Below are 21,108 nucleotides of genomic sequence, written 5' to 3' on the forward strand. Positions count from 1 at the left end.
ATGAAAAAATACGATCTGCCACGCTCTCCGTTCATTCGTGCGTTGGAGCCACGCCTGCTGTACGACGGTGCAGCCGCCGGTGAAGCGCTTCAAACAGCCACGGATCAATCGCATGCAGCGGACAAATCGACCAGCGACGCACAGACGCCGGATCAGCTGGCCCCGGAACAGGTCAGCCATGTAGCAACGCGCTCGCCGTTGGCCAAGGCGCTCGAGGCCAGTGCGCAGGCACGTGCTAATGGTGAAGCAGAGTCGGCGGCTGTCTTCGTCGATTCAAAAGCGTTGTCGGATGCCGACGCGACTACCAAGGCACTGTTCGAAGACGCACGAACCAGTGACAACGTCGATGTGTTCGTGGTCGATCATCGCAGCGCCGGCGTGGCCGATATCGAGGCCACACTCTCCGAACAGCCGCCTTATGATGCGGTCTTCGTGGTGGCTGACGGTCAGGGTAGTGAAGCCAAGATAGGGCAAAGCACGCTCGCCGATCTGTCGGCGGCACAGAATGGTCTGCTCAACGGCTCGGCCGTGTCGGTGTTTGATCGAGCCGGAGAGTCGATCGCGGCTCGTGACCCGGCTAATCTCTCGCTCGCCGATGGCGATACCACGCTGGCCTTATCCGATAGATCGGTCGATGCGTCGGGCGACACCGGTGAGATCGCCGCCATCAACGCCGCGATCGGTGATCGTGCCGGTCAGAATCTCGTCTTCGTCGATCGTAACGTGCAGGGCCACGAGGCGCTGGTCGCGTCCTTGGACAGCCGCGCCGAGATCGTCTATCTCGACGGCGATCGCGACGGCATCACGCAGATGCTGGAGGCCACCGCCGGCCGTCAGGATATTCAGGCCATCCATATCCTGTCCCACGGCGAAGCAGGCCAGTTCAGTCTGGGCAGTTCACGTATCAACACGGATTCGATCCGCGGCGAATACGCCGACGGGTTGGCCGAGTTGGGCACGCGCCTGTCGGACAGCGGCGATCTTTTGATCTATGGCTGTGACTTCACCGGCAACGCCGAGGGCATCGCGGCAGCCCAGGCCCTGGCAAGCGCCACGGGCGCTGACGTAGCCGCCTCCAGCGACGACACGGGCGCGGCGGCGCTGGACGGCGACTGGACGCTGGAAACCCATATCGGCGATATCGAAGCCGCCACGCTCGACGGTACCGATTGGGCCGGGCGTCTGGCTGATCCTATTAATCTGAGTTTCACCACTACGCCGACACTTGTCAGTGGTACCGATCGTCAAGTCGGCGCGGTATATCGTTTTGCCAACGTGGCCAGCGGTGTCGATGCGCTGGTTACGATCGAAACGCTCTCGAACGCTCAGATCACGGCGATCGACGCTAACCAGAACGGCGTCTCAGAAGCTTTCTCGCCGACCATTCAAGGCAATGGCGCCAACGGATTCGCTCAGTTCTCATTTCGTTTCGTAGACGCTGGCACCAACAATTCGCGGGTGGTCAGCTATACCGCGAGCGCCTTGGACGTGGATTCCACTGCGGAGACGATTCAGTTCCGCGGCGCGTCCTCGTTCACGCGGGAAAGCGACACGTTCGTTACTGCCAACGTCGACCGGCGAACCAGCAATGTCGATTTCCGCGGTGGCGGGCCGAGCGTGTCGCCGACTTCGCGCGATAACACGCGATATATCGTCTCGGCGGGCTACACCGACGTCACCGGCTTTGTCTATCGCGCCGGCGTGGACGGCACCACCGAGCGCCAGACCTCGCTGCTGTTCGAAAACATCAACTTCCGTAACGCCCAGACCTCGGTCTTGCCGGCTGCGCAGAACGATACCGTCTCGACGAGCCAGAACCGTGCTGTGACCGTCGATCCGTTGGCCAACGACACGCGGGGCAGTGGCACGACCACGATCTCCGACTTTCAGACCAGCACGAATAGCGGCGGCATCATTATTCGGGGCACCGATGGGCGTTTGGTTTATTCTCCGCTCAACGGTTTCAACGGGACCGATTCCTTCACCTATACGATTCGCGACAGCCAGGGTTTCGAGTCCACTGCCACGGTTACGGTCAAGATCGACAACGACCGCGACGGCGTCGTCAACGATATCGATGTCGACGACGACAACGACGGCATCCTGGACGTCAACGAGGGTTACGCACCGGCCGCACAGACCGGCACCTGGACCATCAACGGCAACAGCGCCACGATGAATCTGGGCAATGGCGTTATCGTTCGTGCCACAAGCCAAGGCGCAAGCGCATTCAGTAACACAAGTTTTAATCCGAACGGACAAGGGTTCTGGAGTGGCGATCTGGCCGGGGATCCTGGGTTAACCAGCACCTTCACCGATGGCGATAGAATCACATTCCGTTTCGAAGACGCCTCCGGCAACTTGGTTGCAGTACGTAATCCGGTGCTACATATCGACCGAATCGGGGCGCTAGAAGATGAAGGCCTCATCGGTAGTATATTGCCGGGGACAGACCAGCTGTCGCAAACGCTTACCCTGCAAAACGGCCTGTCTTGGACACGTATTGCCGGAACACAGGATTTCGGCGTCAACAACACCACCGCGCGCGACAGTGGTGCCGGCTCTAATGCGGCTTCCGGCTGGACATCGCAATCCACACGGATGGACGCGAACGGCACCGCTGCGGGCTCATTACGACTTGATGGCGCTATCAGCTCGTTCTCCTTGGTCAGCTCGGGTCGCCTCGGAACACTGATTCAGAGAGATTTCGAAGACGCGTTGTCGTTCATTCTGGAAGCTCGTCCGGTCGCACGCGACTCCGACGGCGCGGGATTGCCGGATTATCTGGATATCGACTCCGATAACGATGGCATCACCGATAACGTCGAAGCCCAGACCACCGCCGGCTACCGGGCACCCTCTGGCATGGGTGGCACGTCGGCTTTTCGGGATGCCAACGGCGACGGCCTGGACGATAACTACGGCCCGAACGGTCTCGCGCCGGTCGATACCGATCGTGATGGCACGGCTGATTTCATCGACACCGATTCCGACAACGATGGTCGACTGGACATCACCGAGGCAGGCCACGTAACGACCACGCGTTCAGGCCAGGATGCTGATGGCGACGGTCTGGATGATGCCTTTGATGCCGTGACCGGCTACGACGTCAACGATGACGATATCGTCGGTGACAACGGCGGGGCCGACGGCGATTACACGCGCTTCGCACTGCCCGATACCGATCGGGATACCAACGCCAACGAAGCCGTTGTGGGTCGAACGAGCAATGACGCGGTGGCCGGCGTCCGCGATCTGGATTTCCGTGAGGACGATCTCGATAACGACGGCATCCCGAACGCCGCCGATATCGATGACGACAACGACGGCATCATCGACACGCGCGAAGGGTTCGGTGGCCTGACGCAGAGCGGCAGTTGGACGCTCAACGGTACGAGCGCGACTTTCGACCTGGGCAATGGGCTGATGATCCGTGCCACCGGCTCCGGCACCGATAATTTCGCTAACCAGGCCTTCAATCCAAACGGCACCGGGTTCTGGAATTCTGCCTTGTCCGGTAATCCGGGCCTGTCCAGCGTTTTTAGTGATGGCGATACCATTACGTTTACCTTCGTCGATGGCAGTGGCAACTCGGTACAGGTCAACAACCCGATTCTGAATATCGATCGGATCGGTGCGTTGTCCGGCGGTACCCAGCAATCGCAGACATTGACGCTGCTTAACGGATTAACCTGGACATCGTTAGCGGGCACCAATGATTTCCGTGTTTCGCCAACGACCGTGCTCGACGGCGGCGCGGGCACTGCGGCGGCATCGAGCTGGACGGCGGCTTCCTCGTTGAACGACGCCGACGGCACAGCCGCGGGATCGCTGCGTCTCAACGGCATGATCACTTCGTTCACGTTGCGCTCGAACGGCGGGTTCGATGACGGCGCGGGCTTCATCATTCAAGCGCGCCCGCCAGCCCGCGATACCGACGGTGACGGTCGCCCGGACTATCAGGACATCGATTCCGACAACGATGGCATCACCGACAACGTCGAGGCCCAGACCACGGCGGGTTATATCGCGCCCTCCGGTGTTGGTGGCACGCCGGCGTTCATTGACGCCAACCGCGACGGTCTGGACGACAACTATGGCCCGAACGGCCTGACGCCGGTCGACACCGACGGCGATGGCCGTGCCGATTATATCGATACCGATTCCGACAACGATGGGCGCCTGGATATCAATGAGGCCGGGCACGCCAATACACAGCTATCCGGCACCGACAGCGATTACGACGGCCTGGATGACACCTTCGACACCGTGTCCGGTTTCGATGTCAACGACGACGATATCCTCGGCGACAACGGCGGTGCAGACGGCGACTACACCCGCTTTGGTCTGCCCGATTCCGATCGTGACACCAACGCCAACGAGGCCATGGCGGGTCGCACGACCAATGATGCGACGCCACTCGTTGCCGACCTTGATTTTCGCGATAACGTCGCGCCCGTGGCTGTGGCCGATCGCAACACCACGCCCGAGGACACGACGCTGGACGTGGCCGCGGCTAACGGTCTGCTGGCCAACGATCAACGCGTGGCAAATCGCCCGCTGACCGTCACCGACTACACCGTGGCCGGACGCACGATCACCGTTGATGCCAATAATGGCGGCACGACCACGCTGGACGGTATCGGCACGCTCACAATTCGGGCCGATGGCTCGTATCGCTTTGTGCCGGCGGCCAATTACAACGGTGCGGTGCCCCAGGTCAGCTATACGATCGCGGCCGGCATTGCCGGACGGGCCACCTCGACGCTGGATATCACGGTCAGCCCGGTCAACGATGCGCCCACGGTCGCGGTACCCCTGGCCAACCGCACCAACAACGATGGCGAAAGCGTCACCGCCAACACCGCCGGTGCCTTCACCGACGCCGATGGCGACGTATTGACCTACAGCGCCACGAATCTGCCCAAGGGGCTATCGATCAACGCCACGACCGGCGTGATCAGCGGCACGTTGGCGCGCGATGCCAGTCAGGTCATGGGCGGCGCGTACAGCGTGGTCGTCACGGCACGTGACCCCAGCGGTGCCACGGGCACGGCCAGCTTCACGTGGAACATCGCCAACGTGGCGCCGGTTGCCGTGGCCGATACCGCGGGCACCGATCAGAACACGACGCTCACGATGGGCAACGTGCTGGTCAACGATCGTGACGGCGCTGGCGATACCGATCCGCTCACCGTCAGCCAGGTGGCCGGTGCGGCCAATAACGTCGGCGCGACGGTCGCTGGCAGTGCTGGCGGTACGTTCAGTATCAACAGCGACGGCAGCTATACGTTCAATCCGGGCGCGTCTTTCGTGGGCTTGGCCGCCGGGCGAACCGCCCAGACCCAGGTCACCTATCGCGTCTCCGACGGTCAGAACGGCTTTGCCGACACCACGCTTGTCGTGACCGTGACCGGTACCAATGACCGGCCGACGGTGGTCAATACGCCTGTCAATCAAGCCGGGCGCGACGGTGATACGGTATCGATCTGGGTTGCCGTCAATTTTAGTGATCCAGACAACGGCGACACGCTAACCTACAGCGCGACTGGCCTGCCGGCTGGCCTGCGCCTGGATCCGGCCACTGGCCAGATCACGGGCACCCTTGATCGCAGTGCCAGCCAGACCAACGGCGGCACGTACACGGTGAGCCTGACGGCGACCGACGGCGCGGGCGCCTCGGTCTCCAGCAGCTTCGTCTATACCATCACCAATCCGGCACCGATCGCGACCGATGACACGAACACGATCGGCGAGAACATGCCGGTCACCGGCTCGGTGCGTGCCAACGACCGTGACGGTGCCAATGATACCGATCCGTTGACGGTCGATCAGGTCGCCGGGAGTGCGGCCAGTGTCGGCAACGCCGCGCCCGGCAGCGCCGGTGGCTCGTTCATCATCAACGCTGATGGCAGCTATCGCTTCGAGCCGGGTACGGCCTTCGACTATCTGGCGGCCGATCAGACCGCGACCACCGCGATCAACTACCGGATCAGCGACGGTCAGGGCGGCACCTCGATCGCGCGCCTGACGATTACGGTCACCGGCGCCAATGATGCGCCGACCGTGGTCAACCCGTTGACCAATGTGGCCAGCAACGACAGCCAAAGCATCTCCATTGATACCGCAGGCGCCTTTACCGATGTCGATACCAATGACCGGCTGACCTACACCGCCACGGGGCTGCCGGCCGGCCTGGCCTTTGATTCGGCCACGGGCCGCATCACCGGTCGCCTGGCCAACGATGCCTCGGTCAACAGCCCTTACACCGTGACCATCACGGCTAGTGACGGCACCGCCACCGCCCAGTCAAGTTTCACGTGGCGCATCAATAACCTGGCTGCAACGGCCAACGACGACACGGGCATGACCGGTGAGAACACCGTGCTGACCGTGAACGCGGGCAATGGCGTGCTGGCCAACGATCGTGATCTTGACGGTGACCCGCTGCGCGTCGCCCAGGTCAACGCTGCGGCCGACAACGTCGGCAACGCGGTTCGCGGGGCCAACGGCGGGCAGTTCACCATCAACGCCGACGGCAGCTATCGCTTTGATCCAGGCATGGATTTCGAGGCGCTGGCTGTCGGCGAAACCCGTACGACGTCGGTGAGCTACCAGGTCAGCGATGATCAGGGCTCGACCTCGATGGCCACCCTGACCGTCACCGTGACCGGCGCCAACGATGCGCCGATTGTCGAGGCCCCGTTGCCCGACGCCTCGAACAACGACGGCCAGATGGTCACGCTGACCACGGCGGGTGCATTCCGTGATGTGGATACCAACGACCGCCTGAGCTACAGCGCCACGGGTCTGCCCGACGGCGTGATGATCGACGCGGCGACCGGCGTCATCAGCGGCCGGCTGGCCAGCGATGCCTCGGTACGCGCGCCGTATAACGTCACCGTTACCGCCACGGATCCGGCGGGGCAATCCGTCACGAGTTCGTTCACCTGGGCGATCGCCAACCTGGCAGCGACGGCCAACGATGACAGCGCGAGTACGCCCGAGGACGTCGCGTTTTCGCGCAACGCTGCCAGCGGCGTGCTGGCCAACGACCGGGATCTCGACGGCGACCCGCTGACCGTGGTTCGCGTGGCCGATCAGGCCGGGCGCGTCGGCCAGGCCGTCGCCGGAACCAACGCCGGCTTGTTCACGATCCGCGCGGACGGCAGTTACAGCTTCGACCCCAACGGCGCGTTCAATGATCTGGCTGTGGGCGCCTCTCGCGATACGTCCGTGACTTACCAGATCAGCGACGGTCAGGGCAGCACCTCGACCGCCACGCTGACGGTGACCGTTACAGGCACCAACGATGCGCCGACGGTCGTTCAGCCCGTGGCCGATCAGAGCGCTCGCGATGGCGATGGGGTGCGTCTGGCCACGGCCGGGGCCTTTGCTGACGTGGATCGGGGCGATGTGCTGAGCTACAGCGTCGCCGGCCTGCCTGCCGGTTTGAGCATTGATGCGGCCACCGGCCTGATTTCCGGCACGCTGGATCGTAGTGCCAGCCAGGTCAACGGCGGTCAGTATGCCGTCACGGTCACCGCGACCGATAACAACGGCGCACAGGTCAGCGATAGCTTCAATTATGTTGTGACCAACCCGGTACCGGTGGCCGTCGACGACACCGCCACGACGAGCGAAAACGCCGACGTCGCCGGTAGCGTGTTGGTCAACGACCGTGATGGGGCGGGTGATACCGATCCGTTGACCGTGGACCGTGTCAACGGCCAGGCCGAGGCCGTGGGTCGCGGCGTGGCCGGTAGTGCCGGCGGCGTGTTCACCATCAACGCCGATGGCAGCTATACCTTCGACCCGGGTACGGATTTCGATGCGCTGGCCGTGGGCCAGAGTGCGACGAGCCGTGTGGGCTATCGCATCAGCGACGGCCAGGGTGGAAGCGATACCGCCCAACTCACCGTCACCGTCACCGGCACCAACGACGCGCCGACGGTCGCGCGCGCGCTGGACGATCTATCGGCCAGCAATACAGAAACGATCACGATTCCCACCGCGGATTCCTTCGCCGATGTGGATACGGGCGACACGCTCACCTTCACGGCCGAGGGGTTGCCGGATGGCTTGATGATCGACGCCGAGACCGGCGAAATCAGTGGCCAGCTGGCCGCCGATGCCTCGGCGCGTGGCCCGTTCAATATCCGCGTCACGGCGACCGATCGCGCGGGTGCCATGGCCAGCGATGCCTTCGTGCTTACGGTCAATGACCTGCCGATCACGGCCCGGGCCGATACCGATACGACGGATCAGAACACCGTCATCACTCGGGAACAGAGCACGAGCGTGCTCGCCAACGACGGCGACACCGCGCAGACGGTCAGCCAGGTCAACGGCTCGGCCGACAACGTCGGCATGGCGATCGCCGGCACCAACGGCGGGCTGTTCACGGTCTTTGCCGACGGCACGTATCGCTTCGAGCCCAACGATGCCTTTGATCGTTTGCAGATGGGCGAAACGGATACCACATCCGTGGTCTATGAGGTCACCAATAACGGCGGCGGCACGGACACGGCACGTCTGAGCATCACCGTTACCGGCGTCAATGACATGCCCATCGGCGATAACGTGCCGCTGGCGCCGCAGGATGCCCTGGACGGCGATACCGTGATCATCGCCACGGCAGACGGCTTCGTCGACCCGGACGGTGATAGCTTGACCTACACCGCGGCCGGTCTACCGGCCGGGCTGTCGATCGATACCGATACCGGTGTGATCCGCGGCACGCTGGCCAGCGATGCCTCTCAAAACGGGCCCGGTAACGACGGGCGCTACACGATCGATGTCACCGCGACCGATCCGTCCGGCGCCATGCATACCGAAGCCTTCACGCTGGACGTGGCCAATGTGCCGGTCACCGCCCGCGACGAGATGGTGGACGTGGGCCAGGCCGGCATGTTCAGCGGCAACGTCCTGGACAACGATATCGACGGCGCCAACGACATGGATCCGCTACGCGTGGCCCGCGTGGCCGGCCAGCCGGACAACGTCGGCCAGACGATCACCGGCAGCAATGGCGGTGTGTTCGTCGTCAACGCCGACGGCAGCTATACCTTCGATGCCCGGGATGCGTTCGTGGCGTTGGCCGCGAACGAAACCGCTGTCACCACGATTGATTACCAGATCACCGACGATCAGGGCAGCACGGCCACGGCCACGATCGTGGTCACGGTCACCGGTGCCAACGATGCACCGATAGCCGGCAACGTGCCCTTGCCGCGTCAGGACAAGACCGACGGCGCCAGCGTATCGATCGCCACTGACGGGGCCTTCGTCGATCCTGACGGCGATCAGCTGACCTACAGCGTTGCCGGCTTGCCGGACGGTTTGATGATCGATGCACAGACCGGTCGTATCACCGGTCAGCTGGCCAGCAACGCCTCGCAGCAGGGCCCGGATAACGACGGCACCTACAGCGTGACCGTCACCGCCACCGATCCAAGTGGCGCGACACATGACGAAAGCTTTGTTCTGAGTGTTGCCAACCGGCCGGTGGTCGCCAACGACGATAGCGGGCAGGTCGCCCAGAACGACACCACGAGCGGCAACGTACTCGCAAACGACGCCGACACAGGCCCGGATAACGATCCCTTGAGCGTCGTGGCGGTCAATGGCGACGCCGACGGTATCGCCATGGCCGTGGCCGGCGACAACGGTGGCCTGTTCACCATCGACGCCGACGGCAGTTATATCTTTGATACCAACGGCGCCTTCACGGGCTTGGCGGCCGGTGAAACGGCCAGCACCACGGTGGCCTATCAGGTCAGCGACGGTCAGGGCAGTACTGTCACGGCCCGGCTCACCGTCGAAGTCACCGGCGTTAACGATACGCCGAACGTCGTCGCCGATCTGGCGCGCCAGGAGGTGAGCGACGGCGAAACGGTATCGATCGCCACCGCCGATGCGTTTGCTGATCCGGATAACGATACCTTGCGTTATACGGCCCTCGGTTTGCCTGACGGGCTGGCCATCGACGCGGCCACCGGCGTCATCGCGGGCCGCCTGACCAGTGATGCCTCACAGGGCGGGCCCAACGGTGACGGGCGCTACTCGGTTGTCATCACCGCGACGGATCCGTCCGGCGAAGCCGTCAGCCAGACGCTGACGGTGGCTGCGGCCAATCGGCCGGTCATCGCCAACGATGATAGGGCCATGACCGACCAGAACGGCACGGCCTCGGGCAATGTGCTGAGCAACGATCAGGACACCGGCCCGGATAACGACCCGCTGCGCGTGGTCACCGTCGACGAGATGGATCAGCCGGGCACCCGCGTGGCCGGCGACCAAGGCGGTATGTTCATCGTCAACGCCGACGGCAGCTATACCTTTGATACCAACGGTGCCTTCGACACCTTGGCTGCCGGCCAGACGGCCACCACGTCGGTGACCTATCAGGTCTCCGACGGTCAGGGCAGCACCACGAGCGCGCGGCTGTCGGTCGAAGTGACCGGCGTCAACGATGCGCCCACAGCCGATGGCATGCCGATCGGTGACCAGCAAGATCTCGACGGCAATACGGTCAGCCTGGACACCGCGGGCACGTTCAACGATGTCGACGACGGCGATATGTTGACCTACACGGCCAGCGATCTGCCGTTTGGGCTTGCCATTGACGCCGCGACCGGCGTGATCAGCGGCACGCTCGATCGCTCGGCCTCGGTGGCCGCGCCGTATCGCGTGTCGGTCACCGCCACGGACGAGGCCGGCGCGAGCGCGACCACGCAATTCGTCTGGCAGGTCATCAACCCCGCGCCCCAGGCTGGCGCGGATGCCAATACGGTGGGCGAAAACGCGCGTCTGTCGGTCGACGCCGATCAGGGCGTTCTGGCCAACGATATCGACCCCGACGATGACCGACTCCAGGTGGACGCCGTCGGCGGCCAGGCCAATGCGGTTGGCCAGAGCGTGACCGGCAGTAACGGCGGGCTGTTTGTCATCGAGCGCGATGGCAGCTATCGCTTTGATACCAACGGGGCTTTCAACGATCTGGCTGCGGGTGCTACGCGCACCACGCAAGTGGCTTACCAGGTTCGCGATGCCGATGGCGCCAGCGATACCGCGTTTCTGACCGTAACCGTCACCGGCGCCAACGATGCGCCGGTGATCAACGGCGACGGCTTGATGATGCGCCAGGACGCCGACGGCGCCGAGGTGTCGCTGGACACCGGCGCGGCCTTCGTCGATCCCGATCGTGGCGACACGCTGACCTATCGCGTCGACAACCTGCCGCCGGGTCTGATGTTCGACACCGCGACCGGCCTGATCACCGGCCGCCTGGACAACGATGCCTCGGCCAACGCGCCGTATCAGGTCACGGTGACCGCGACCGACGACAACGGCGGCTCACTCAGCCAGAGCTTTGTCTGGCAGATCGACAACGTCGCACCCGTGGCGGGCGAGGATGCCGCTCAGGTTCAGGCCGGCGGTGCCACGACCGGCAACGTCCTGGATAACGACTTCGACGGCGCCCCGGATAACGATCCGCTCACGGTCGTGGCCGTCAACGACACCGGCGATAACGTGGCCCGCGAGATCGCGGGCAGCAACGGCGGTACGTTCATCGTGCGCGCCGACGGCAGCTATAGCTTTACCGCGGGCGATGACTTCCGCGGCCTGGCCGCCGGCGAGCGTCTGGATACCGCCATCAGCTATCGCATCAGCGACGGCCAGGGCGGCTTTGATACGGCGACGCTAAGCGTTGGCGTGACCGGCGTGAACGATGCGCCCGTGGTTGTTTCCCCCGTGGGCGATCAGCAGGGCACGGACGGCGCCAGCGTGCGCATCACGCCCGGCATCATCGATCGTGACAACGGCGATGTATTGACCTATACGGTCGACAACCTGCCGGCAGGCCTGACCATCAATCGCGACACCGGCATCATCAGCGGCACCCTGGCCGCCGATGCCTCGGTCAACGCGCCGTATCGCATCACCGTGACCGCCACCGACGAAGCGGGCGCCACGGTCGACGATGTGTTCACCCTCAACGTGGCCAACCCGGCGCCGGATGCCGCCGGTGACACGGGCCGCGTCAACGAAGACGCCGATCTCGTGGTTGCCGCGGCCAACGGCGTGCTGGCCAACGATGTGGATCCCGACGGCGATGTGCTGACCGTCGATCAGGTGACCGATCAGGCCGACAACGTGGGCCAGGCGATTGCAGGCGCCAACGGCGGTCTGTTCACGATCGCGGCCGATGGCAGCTATCGTTTTGCCACCAACGGCGCGTTCAATGATCTGGCCGCCGGTGATACCCGAGCCACATCCGTGACGTATCGGGTCTCTGACGGCCAGGGCGGTTTCGATACCGCACGGCTCGTCGTCACGGTACTGGGTACCAACGACGGCCCGGTTGCGGTCGCCGACGGCGCGGCTACCGACCAGAACACGCGGCTTGTCATCGAGGCCGGCCGCGGCGTGCTGGCCAATGATCGCGATGTCGACAACGGCGATACCTTGCGCGTGGTGGCCGTGGCCGGCCGCAGCGACGGTGTCACCACCGCGGTGGCCGGCAGCCAGGGCGGGCGTTTCACATTGGCCGCCGACGGCAGCTATGTGTTTGATCCGGGTGATGATTTCGCCTCGCTGGCCGCCGGCCAGACGGCCACGACGCGTGTCAACTATACGGTCTCCGACAGCCAGGGCGCGACCGCCGACAGCATGGTCAGCGTCACCGTGACCGGCATCAACGATGCGCCGATCGCCCGGGGCCAACTGCCTGACCAGAGCGCAAGCGACGGCAATCAGGTCTCGATCAACACGGCCGGCGGCTTTGCCGACGTGGATCGCGGCGATACGCTGGCCTACAGCGCCGACGGCCTGCCGCCGGGGCTGATGATCAATGTTGAAACCGGCATCATCTCGGGCCAGCTTGCCCCCGATGCCTCGGACAACGGCCCGTATGCCGTGAGTGTGACGGCCACCGACGATGCCGGGGCCAGCGCCACGCAGCGCTTTATCTTCTCGGTAGCCGACCGCGCCTCGGTGGCCGCCGACGATGCGGCCTCGACCGACCAGAACACCGATCTTTCGGTGGATGCCGATAACGGCGTGCTGGCCAACGATCAGGATCCCGACGGCGATGACCTGGCCGTGGTTTCGGTCACCGGTGATGCCGACGCGCTGGGCATGGGGGTTGCCGGCAGTAACGGTGGTGTCTTCACCGTCAACGCCGATGGCAGCTATGTCTTCTCGCCGGGCGACGATTTCGTGAACCTGGCGGCCGGTGATACCGCCACCACGTCGATCATCTACGGCCTGGACGGCAACGATGCCTCCGCGCGCCTGACGATCACGGTCTCTGGCATGAACGATGCGCCGGTGGTCGTGAACACGCCGGACGACGTCGATACCACCGACGGCAGCACGGTTACTATTGATACCGCCGATGCCTTCAACGATCCGGATCTGGGCGACACGCTGACCTATTCGGCTGACAATCTGCCGGATAATCTGGTCATCGATCGCGATACCGGCCTGATTCAGGGCCGATTGGCCGCTGATGCCTCTGACAACGGCCCCTACCAGGTCGCGGTCACGGCCACTGATGCCGCCGGGCGCCAGGCCACGGTGATGTTCACGGTTCGTGTGGCCGATGTGCCCGCCGAGCCGGTCGATGACGCCGCGCGCACCGACGAAGACACCGCACTCGTGCGCCAGCCCGTCAACGGCGTGCTGGCCAACGATATCGATCCTGACGGCGACGTGCTGGCCGTGGATCAAGTCGCCGGTTCGCCCGACAACGTCGGCCAGGATGTGCCCGGCAGCAACGGCGGCGTGTTCGTCATCAATAACGACGGCAGCTATCGTTTCGATCCGGGCATGGATTTCCAGAGCCTGGCGGCTGGCGAGAGCGCGACCAGCTCGATCAGCTATCGCACCGACGGCGGCGCTGATACCGCCACGTTGACCGTCGTGGTCGACGGCGTGAACGACGCGCCGACCGCGCTCGGCCTGTCGCCAATGACCGCGAACGACAACCAGCAGGTCACGATCCCGACTGCCGGCGGTTTCGCTGATGTCGATACCAACGACGCCTTGTCGTATCAGGCGATGGGCCTGCCGGGCGGGTTGAGCATTGACGCCGATACCGGCCTGATCACCGGGCGTATCGCCGACGGCGCCGCGGCCCGTGGCCCCTACGATATTCAGATCACCGCCACGGACCCGGCTGGCGCCAGTGCGGCCACGCGGTTCACGCTCACCGTCATCAACGACCCGGCTGTGGCCGTGGACGATGCCGCCGCCACGAGCGAAAACACGGCCATCAGCCGGAACGCCGACAATGGCGTATTGGCCAACGACAGCGACAACGACACGCCGATGCTGGTCGTGGGTGCTGTGGCCGGGCAGGCCGATAATGTCGGCCAGAGCGTCGCCGGATCGGACGGAGGCGCGTTCATCATCAACGCCGACGGCAGTTACAGCTTCGAGCCGGGCGATGATTTCGACATGCTGGCCGAAGGCGCGACCCGCACCACGAACATCACGTATCGCGTGGGCGACGTCGACGGTGAGACCAATACCGCCACGTTGACCGTCACGGTCATGGGTACCAACGACGCCCCGCGTGTCGTTACGCCCCTGGGCGACAGTCAGGCCAGTGACGGCGCGGCTATCGACATCACCACGGCCGGTGCATTCGCCGACGTGGACAATGGCGATCGTTTGACCTACAGCGCCGATGGTCTGCCGCCGGGTATCTCGATCGATACCGACACCGGGCGTATCTTCGGCCAGCTGGCCGCTGATGCCTCGGTCGACGGGCCCTACACCATCACCGTGACCGCGACCGATCCGGCCGGCGCTTCGGTGGCCAGCGCGTTCGATCTGTCGGTGGCCAATATCGCGCCGATCGCAGCCGACGATATGGCTCAGGCAGCGGCCGAAGGCGCGGTGGCCGGCGATGTGCTGGCCAACGATCGCGACGGCGCGCCGGATGCCGATCCGCTGCGCGTTGTCGCCGCGGGCGGCGACGATGACAGCGTCGGCCAGGCTATCGCCGGTGATAACGGCGGCCAGTTTACGGTCAATGCCGACGGTAGCTATACCTTCACGGCCGGCGATGACTTCGCTTACCTGGCCGACGGCCAGACCGCGGTCACCCGCGTGACCTATCAGATCAGCGACGGCCAGGGCGGCAACGCCTCGGCCAGTCTGGCAATCACGGTCACCGGCGCCAACGATGCGCCGGTGGTGTCTGCCCCGCTGGGCGACGTCTCCGCCAACGACGGCGCACGGGTCACGATTCCCACGGCCAACGCGTTCACCGATCCCGATCGCGGCGATGTGCTGTCTTATAGCGCCGACGGTCTGCCGGCCGGGCTTGCCATCGATGCCCAGACCGGTCTGATCACCGGCCGTCTGGCGTCTGATGCCTCGAACAACGGCCCGTATCGCATCACCGTGACCGCGACCGACCGGAACGGGGCCGCGGTCTCATCGGTGTTCAGCCTGTTGGCCAACGACCAGGCGGCGGTGGCCAATAGTGATACCGCCAGCACCGGTGAGGACGTGGTGCTCGTACGCGATGCGGCCAACGGCGTGCTCGCCAACGACCGTGATCCCGACGGGGATGCGCTGTCCGTGGCTGCGGTCAACGGACAGGCGGGCAACGTCGGTGCACGTATCGCCGGCGATAACGGCGGCGTGTTCATCGTGGCCGCCGACGGTAGTTATCGCTTCGAGCCGGGCACCGATTTCGATCGCCTGGCCGCGGGCGATCAGGCCACCAGTGCGGTGACCTACCAGGTGGCCGGCAACGGCGCGCCCGGTGGCACGGCGACGCTCTCGGTCACGGTGCAGGGCACCAACGATGCGCCGCAGGTCGTGGATCCGCTGGCCGATATCGATACCCGCGACGGTGACACGCTGGTCATCGCCACCGCTGACGCGTTCAAAGATATCGATGCCGGCGATCGTCTGACCTACAGCGCTGATAACCTGCCCGACGGGCTGGCCATCGATGCCGCCACGGGCATCATCTCCGGGCGTCTGGACTCGGATGCGTCGCAGAACGCCCCCTACGAGATCATCGTGGTGGCAACGGATGCCAGCGGCGTACCGGCCGAGGCGCGCTTCACGCTCAATGCCTTCAACGTGGCCCCGCAGGCCGGCGACGACACGGCAACGACCGCACAGAACGACGTACTGAGTGTCAACGCCGACGACGGCGTGCTGGCCAATGATGCAGACGGCACGGCCGACTTCGACGCGATTAACGTCGCCGAGGTCGGCGGCAATGCCGATCGCGTCGGGGCCGGTGTGGCCGGTGATCAAGGCGGCTCGTTCGTCATCAACGCCGACGGCAGCTATATCTTTGATCCGGGCATGGATTTCGATGCCCTGGCCGCGGGCCAGAGTGCGACGACGTCGGTGCGTTATACCGTCTCCGACGGTCAGGGTGGTACGGCACAGGCCACGCTGGCCGTGCAGGTCACCGGCACCAACGATGCGCCGACGCTGGTCAGGCCCATCGCCGCTCAGAACGCATCGGACAATCAGGACATCGTCATTGCGGTGAGCGGCACGTTCCGTGATGTGGATACCGGCGACCGGCTGACCTACAGCGCCGACGGCCTGCCCGACGGTTTGATGATCGATCCCGAGACCGGCCTAATCGCCGGCACCCTGGCCGACGATGCCTCGATGATGAATAACGGCAGCTATGTCGTGACCGTCACCGGCACCGATCGAAGTGGCGCGAGCGTCAGCGACCAGTTCACGCTGAGCGTGATCGCGCGTCCGGCCGACGCGGTGGCTGATCAGGGTCGAACCGACGAGAACACCGATTTGTCGGTGGCAGCCCCGGGCGTGCTGGCCAACGATGCCCGTGCCACCACGGTGGCCGGCGTGGCCGGTTCTGCCGAGCGCGTGGGCCAGACCGTGGCCGGCAGCGACGGCGGCGTATTTGTCATCAACGCCGACGGCAGCTACAGCTTCTCGCCCGACGCCGATTTCGAAAATCTGGAGATCGGCGATACCGCCACGACCTCGATCACTTATCAGGTGGATGACGGTCGCGGCGGCTTGGCCCAGGCCACGCTGACGATCACCGTCGACGGCGTGAACGACGCGCCCACCGTGGCCCAGGCGGCGGGCGATCAACGCAACGACGACGGCGATCGCGTCACGATCGACACCGCGGGCCTGTTCGCCGATGTCGACGACAACGACACGCTGACCTACAGCGCCGACGGCCTGCCCGACGGCGTGGCCATCGATCCGGCCACCGGCCGTATCACCGGCCGCCTGGCCAGTGATGCCTCACAGAACGGCCCTTACACCGTCACGTTGACCGCCACCGACAGCCAGAACGCCAGCGCAAGCCAGACGTTCACCTGGACCATCGACAATCTGGCCCCGGTAGCCGCGGATGACCGTGGCGCGATCACCGCCGGCGGCGATCCGATCACGGGCGACGTGCTGGCCAATGATCTTGACGGTGCGCCGGACGACGACATGCTGCGTGTGGCTCAGGTGGCCGGTAGCGCCGACAACCTGGGCATGGCCGTACGTGGCACTCAGGGTGGGTCGTTCACGCTGCGTGCCGATGGCAGCTACAGCTTCGATGCCGGTCAGGATTTCAAGAACCTGGCTGCCGGCCAGACCCGTGGCACGGCCATCGATTATGTCGTCACCGACAATCAGGGCGGTACGGACACCGGACGTTTGATCGTCACCGTCACCGGAGTCAACGATGGCCCGGTCATCGTCACTCCGTTGGCCGATACGCGTTCCAACGATGGTGCGAGCGTCGCGCTGTCAACGGCGGGCGCCTTTGCTGATCCGGACGCCGGCGATGCGCTGTCCTACAGCGCCGACGGCCTGCCCGAGGGCCTGGCCATCGATGCCAATACCGGCATCATCACTGGCCAGGCGGCCAGCGATGCGTCGGTCAACGGCCCGTACACCGTGGTGGTCACGGCCACCGACGGTGCCGGCCAGAGTACGAGCTCTCGTTTTGCCTGGGCCTTTGACAACGTGGCCCCGATGGCCACCGACGACATGGCGCGCGGTAACGACGGCGTGCGCCAGACCGGCAACGTGCTGATCAACGACGTTGACGGCGCGCCGGACAACGATGCCCTGAATGTCGCCCGCGTGGCCGGCGATGCCGATAACGTCGGCCAGTCGGTCACCGGCGATCGCGGTGGCCGATTCACCATCGACGCCGACGGCAGTTATGTCTTCGTGCCCGGCAACGACTTCGTGGATCTGGCCGCGGGTGAGACCCGCTCGACCCAGATCACCTATCAGGTCGGTGACGGTCAGGGCGGTCTGGACACCGCGACGATCACGGTCACGGTCGTGGGCATCAATCAGGGGCCGACCACGGTCTCGCCGCTGGCCGACATCACGGCCAACGATGGTGCCAGCGTGGCCATTGCCACCGCCGGCTCGTTTGCCGATGCCGACAACGGCGACACGCTGACCTACAGCGCCCAAGGCCTGCCGCAGGGTCTGGTCATCGATGCCGATACCGGGCTCATTACCGGCAGCCTGGCCTTCGATGCCTCTGAGCGGGCGCCGGTTCAGGTGCAGGTCACCGCGACCGATCGTGCCGGCGTGGCCACGACGAGCACGTTCATGCTGACCAGCCTGAACGTCGCCCCGGAGGCCGTGGACGATACGGTCATCGACGAGGCTGGCATTACAGCCACGGGCAATGTGCTGGCCAACGATCGCGACGGTGCGACCGATGGCGACAGGCTCGTTGTGAGCGCGGTCAATAACGACCCGGCCGGCGTGGGCCAGGACGTGGCGGCCAGCAACGGCGGGACGTTCCGCATCGCCGCGGATGGCAGCTATCAGTTCCTGCCGGGCGATGATTTCACCAACCTGGCGGTCGGCGAGCAGGCCGTCACCCAGGTGACGTATCGTGTATCCGATGGCCAGGGCGCGTTTGATACGGCAGCCTTGATCGTCACCGTGAACGGCGTTAACGATGCACCGCAGGTCGTGCGCGATCTGGCGCCCACGCCGGCCGGCGACGGGCAGAGCGTGACGCTGGAAACAGCGACCGCGTTCGTTGATCCCGACAACGGCGATCGGCTGACCTATCGCGCCGACGGCCTGCCCAACGGGCTGGCCATCGATGCCGATACCGGGCGCATCACCGGCGCGCTGGCAAGTGACGCCTCGGTCGGCAGCCCGTATCCGATTGATATCACGGCAACCGATCAGAGCGGTGCCAGCGCGACCACGCGCTTCACCCTGACGGCTGTCAACGCGGCCCCCATCGCTGTGGGCGATAGTGCCACCACCGGCGAACGCGCCGGTCTGGACGTGCCGGCCGCCCAGGGCGTACTGGCCAACGACCGCGACGGCGGGCTCGATCGTGATGCCTTGCAGATCGTGGCCGTCAACAACGACGCCAACGCCATCGGCACGCCTGTCATGGGCAGCAACGGCGGTGTATTCGTCCTGCGCGACGATGGCAGCTATACCTTCGATCCACAGGATGCCTTTGCCGGGCTCGGGGCCGGGGAATCGGCAACCACCACCCTCGAATACCGCATCAGCGACGGCCAGGGCGGTTTTTCAAGCGCCAATCTCGTGGTCACGATCATGGGCGCCAACGATGCGCCGCAGGTCATCGCCTCGACGGCCAGCCAGTCGGCCGATGATGGCTCGACCGTGGCCATTGCGGCCGGCGCGGCGTTCGCCGATCCGGATTCCGTGCTGACCTTCATGGCCGACGGCCTGCCGGACGGCCTGATGATCGATGCCGATTCCGGGCTCATCACGGGCCGCTTGGCCAGCGATGCCTCGGTGCGCGGGCCTTATGTGATCACGGTTACCGCAACCGACGATCAAGGGGCGGCCGTCACGGATCGTTTCACTCTGAGTGCCAACAACACCGTGCCGGTCGCGGCCGCGGACACCGCCAGTACGCCGGCCGATCAGGCCCTGGCCAGCGCGCCGGGCGCCGGCGTGCTCGCCAACGATCGTGATGCCGACGGCGACAGGCTCGTGGTCTCCCAGATCAACGGCGAGGCCAACGCGCTGGGGCGCAGTGTCGCCGGTGATCAGGGCGGGCTGTTCCGTATCAACGCTGACGGCAGCTATACCTTTGACCCCAACGGTGCCTTTGACACCTTGGCCGCCGGCCAGAGCGCGATCACCTCGGTGTCCTATACGGTCTCCGACGGCCAGGGCGGCACCCGTCAGAGCGATCTCACCGTCACGGTGCAGGGCGTCAACGACGCGCCGACGGTCATGCCGGTCGAAGATCAGAACGCCCGCGATCGGGATCAGGTCGCGATTGCGGCCGGTAACGCGTTTGCTGATATCGATACCGGCGACAACCTGACCTTCACGGCCAACGGCCTGCCGATGGGGCTTGCCATCGATACTGCCACCGGCCGTATCACCGGCCAGCTGGCCGCCGATGCCTCCGATAACGGCCCGTACACCATCACCGTGTCGGCCACCGACCGGCTGGGCGCCACGGTCAGCACACAATTTGCGCTGAACGTCGCCGATCAGCCATCGATCGCGGCTGATGACTCGGCCACGGTCTCGGAAAACGCCACCCTGTCGCGCAACGCGGCCAACGGCGTGCTGGCCAACGATATCGATCCCGACGGCGACGGGCTGTCGGTGGTTCAGGTCAACGGCCAGGCAAATGCCGTGGGCGCCAGTGTTGCCGGTACGCGCGGCGGCCTGTTCACGATCGGCGCCGACGGCAGCTATACCTTCACCACGGCCAATGCCTTTGATGCGCTCGGCGCCGGCCAGACGGCCACCACGTCGGTCACCTACGGTATCGCCGACGACAACGGCGGTACGACCACGGCCACGCTGACGGTCACCGTGACCGGCACCAATGATGCGCCGCGCGTGGTCGCCACGATCGGCGATGCCGCTGCCGGCGTGGGCGATACGGTTTCGCTGGCCACGGCCGATGCCTTCGCCGATGCCGATGACAACGATCGGCTGACCTATACCGCCGACAACCTGCCGGCCGGGCTGTCGATCGATGCCGATACCGGCGTCATCAGCGGCACGCTGGGCGCGGGCAACAACGTTGACGGGCCGATTACCATCGCGGTGACGGCCACGGATCGCAGCGGTGCCACGGCCACCACA

Annotated in this window: 1 protein-coding gene (only partly in view); it reads left to right on the forward strand. The window is 65.1% G+C overall.

The window, feature by feature from the left end; translation table 11 throughout:
- On the forward strand, positions 1 to 21,108 hold the 5' portion of the coding sequence (locus SAJA_RS13235; protein WP_123659143.1) for an Ig-like domain-containing protein. Its footprint extends 10,281 nt past the window's final position; the window shows 21,108 of its 31,389 coding nt (coding positions 1-21,108); it begins with the start codon at positions 1 to 3; its stop codon lies beyond the right edge, outside the window.

The sequence above is a fragment of the Salinisphaera japonica YTM-1 genome (genome assembly GCF_003788585.1).
Taxonomy (GTDB): domain Bacteria; phylum Pseudomonadota; class Gammaproteobacteria; order Nevskiales; family Salinisphaeraceae; genus Salinisphaera; species Salinisphaera japonica.